We start from the raw sequence: 2,452 nt of genomic DNA on the forward strand, positions 1-2,452 counted from the left end.
CGCCGCTCGGTCGACGACCCCCTCGAGATCGGCCGGCCGCGGATGACAGAAGAGTTTCGCCCCGATCGCCTGCGGGCCCAGGAGCATGCCGTCGGGATCGTCGTGATCGGCCTCGAGCAGGCGGTCGCCGCCGAACGCGGACTCGACGCGCTCGCACTCGGATCGCTGTGCGAGCGCGAGGGTGTATTCGGGATACGCACCGCACTCGTCGGGATACAGTTCGCTCTCGTGGATCCGACACTGCAGCGTCGTCGGATCGAGGAAGACGCAGGTCGGGAGCCACGTCGGCTCCTCGCGGCCGAACGGGGCCACTGGCTTCGGCGGTTTCCGGAGACCCACGAAAAACGCCGGTCGGCCCGCGACGGCGGCGACGTTGTGTCCGTCGATCTCGACGCCCTCGGCTTCGTCTCGAGCGTGCCAGAATCGCGGGGCCAGGGCGTCGGCCATCCCCGCCTCGAGGAACGCGCGAACCTCGTCGCGGGTCAGCGGGACGAAGGTGGGGTCGTCGTCGAGGGGCTCCCGGGACGATGGCTCCGCGTCCTCGCCGCCGAACGGATCGCGCTGTCGCCGATGTCGCCGTCTGGAGTCGTTCTCGGTCTCGTCTTCACCGCCTCGAGCGTCGGCCGAGCCCGCACCTTCTTCGAGCAGCGATCGCCAGTTCATGCAACAGCCCGCACAGCCCTCGCAGTTCACCTCCATGATCGGCGGTACGCCGCTACGGCCTATAACCGCTGTGCGGGCCCCCGCCGTTCGAACCCGCACCGTTCGACACTGGCGATCCGGATCCCTCGCGTCGAGCGACCGATCGCCCCGGGAGAACGACTTTCATCGTCCGGCACCCACTGGGACGTATGTCCAAGACTTCCTGCGACGGCTGCGGCCGGACGGTCACGGTCTCCGGCGGGATCGCCAACCTCTGGTCCTTCGGCACCGACGCCGGTACCGTCGGGACCGGGATCACGCTGGAGCTCGAGGACGGCTCGTCGCATCTGCTCTGTTATCCGTGTCTCGAAGCGATACCCGACTATCCGACGACCGAGGACGTCGAGCGACTCGAGCGGGTCGACGACGAGACCTCGCGGATCGGGACGCTATAACCGAGGCCGTAACGCTATCGCTGAGGTCGTAACGCTATCGCTGAGGCCGTAACGCTCTCCTGGCACTCCAGTCGGGTCGGGACGAGCGCGAAAAATGGGGGTCTCGAGTGGAGTCGATGTGACAGTGACGGTGGCGGTACCGGCCGTGAAACGCGTGAGCACGGGCGACGATCACGGCGCGACCGCAACCGCGACGGAAGGGGTGGGATTTGAACGCCACGGGGCGAGATGCCGCCGCGGAACCAGGTGGCACCGCGGTGCTCTACCGCTGAGCGACCCTTCCGCGTCTCCGACCGACGGCGGATATCGTATTTGTAATCAGGCGGTTACCGTTCCGAAGTGGAACCAATCGCTCGGTAGACAGGGGATACAGCAGCGTTAGCGCTCCCACGGGCAGGGAGCCACGTCGGCTGTCGATTCGATTAGCGAGAGCTCCTCGTCCACGACGAGCGCGTCGAACTGGAAGTACTCGCCTAGCCGCGAGTCGACGGTCTTCTCGAGTCCGCAATCGTCCGATACCGAACACTCGTAGCGCCCCAGCACGTCGGACACGTCGATTTTCTCGCTGTCGCCGGCCTCGAGCGCGAGCGTTTCGTCGACCACGGTCTTGCCGTCGTCCTCGCGGACGATGGTGATCGCCACGGACCGGTGATCGTCGGTCGCGTTCTCGACTCTCAGTTCGTGGACCCGTCGCCGAGTAAGTCGATCCTGCTCGACCAGGGAGAGCGTCCGTTCGTCGCCGTCGTCGGATTCGGTGACCGCCGGTTCGTACGTGGCGTCGTCCCTGCGAACGTAGGCGTGGTCGACGTCCATCGCATCCTCGAGCAAGAACCCACCGGACGCGGTGTAGCCGTTCGCCTCGAGCGCCGCGTCGATCTCACACTGGAGTGGGCCGGGGAACGACGCGTACGAGATGAGCAGGTGACGACACCTCTCGTACGTGTCGTCGGCGTCACAAGCTGAACTCGGGATCGGGGTGTCTGAATCGTCGGTGTCGGTTTCGATATCGTCGCCGAGACAGCCGGCCGATACGACCGTCCCCGAACCGACCACGGCGAGGAGCGTGCGTCGTTTCATGGTTGGACATCTGTTGGATGATTTATGTGTGTTGGGGTAGGTCAAATTCCGCTTTTCCGTTCGGAAGACGGGTTCGTGTTCGCGCTCTCGTCTCGAGCGACGGTCCGCAGCCTTTAGGACGCGGCCGCGCCGTGAGTCGAACGGTGAATACCGAGCGGATCTTCGAGGAGTTCCCCGCGCCGAGTTACCGCGGAACCCAACAGCAGGCCCTCCGCGACGTTCACGACGCCTTCGCGGCCGGCAACGACGTCGTGCTCGTTCGCGCGCCGACGGGCAGA

General features: G+C 65.9%; 3 protein-coding genes and 1 tRNA gene. 1 reads left to right on the forward strand and 3 read right to left on the reverse strand.

Features of this window, described 5'->3' with window-relative positions; all coding sequences use genetic code 11:
• Positions 1–699: YkgJ family cysteine cluster protein (locus PGX04_RS26470; protein ID WP_273741223.1), on the reverse strand; the 699-nt coding region annotated here is incomplete at its 3' end.
• A 152-nt stretch (positions 700–851) separates the two neighbouring features.
• Here PGX04_RS26470 and PGX04_RS26475 point away from each other — a divergent pair.
• Positions 852–1,097, forward strand: coding sequence for a DUF7561 family protein (locus PGX04_RS26475; protein WP_273741224.1), 246 nt, complete (start codon positions 852–854; stop codon positions 1,095–1,097).
• A 194-nt stretch (positions 1,098–1,291) separates the two neighbouring features.
• Here PGX04_RS26475 and PGX04_RS26480 read toward each other — a convergent pair.
• Both PGX04_RS26480 and PGX04_RS26485 read right to left on the reverse strand, forming a co-directional pair.
• Positions 1,292–1,380 (reverse strand) — tRNA-Gly (locus PGX04_RS26480).
• A 95-nt stretch (positions 1,381–1,475) separates the two neighbouring features.
• Positions 1,476–2,174, reverse strand: a complete 699-nt coding sequence (locus tag PGX04_RS26485) for a hypothetical protein (protein WP_273741225.1) — start codon at positions 2,172–2,174, stop codon at positions 1,476–1,478.
• Positions 2,175–2,452: the final 278 nt, after the last annotated feature.

It is taken from the genome of Natrinema soli (genome assembly GCF_028618695.1).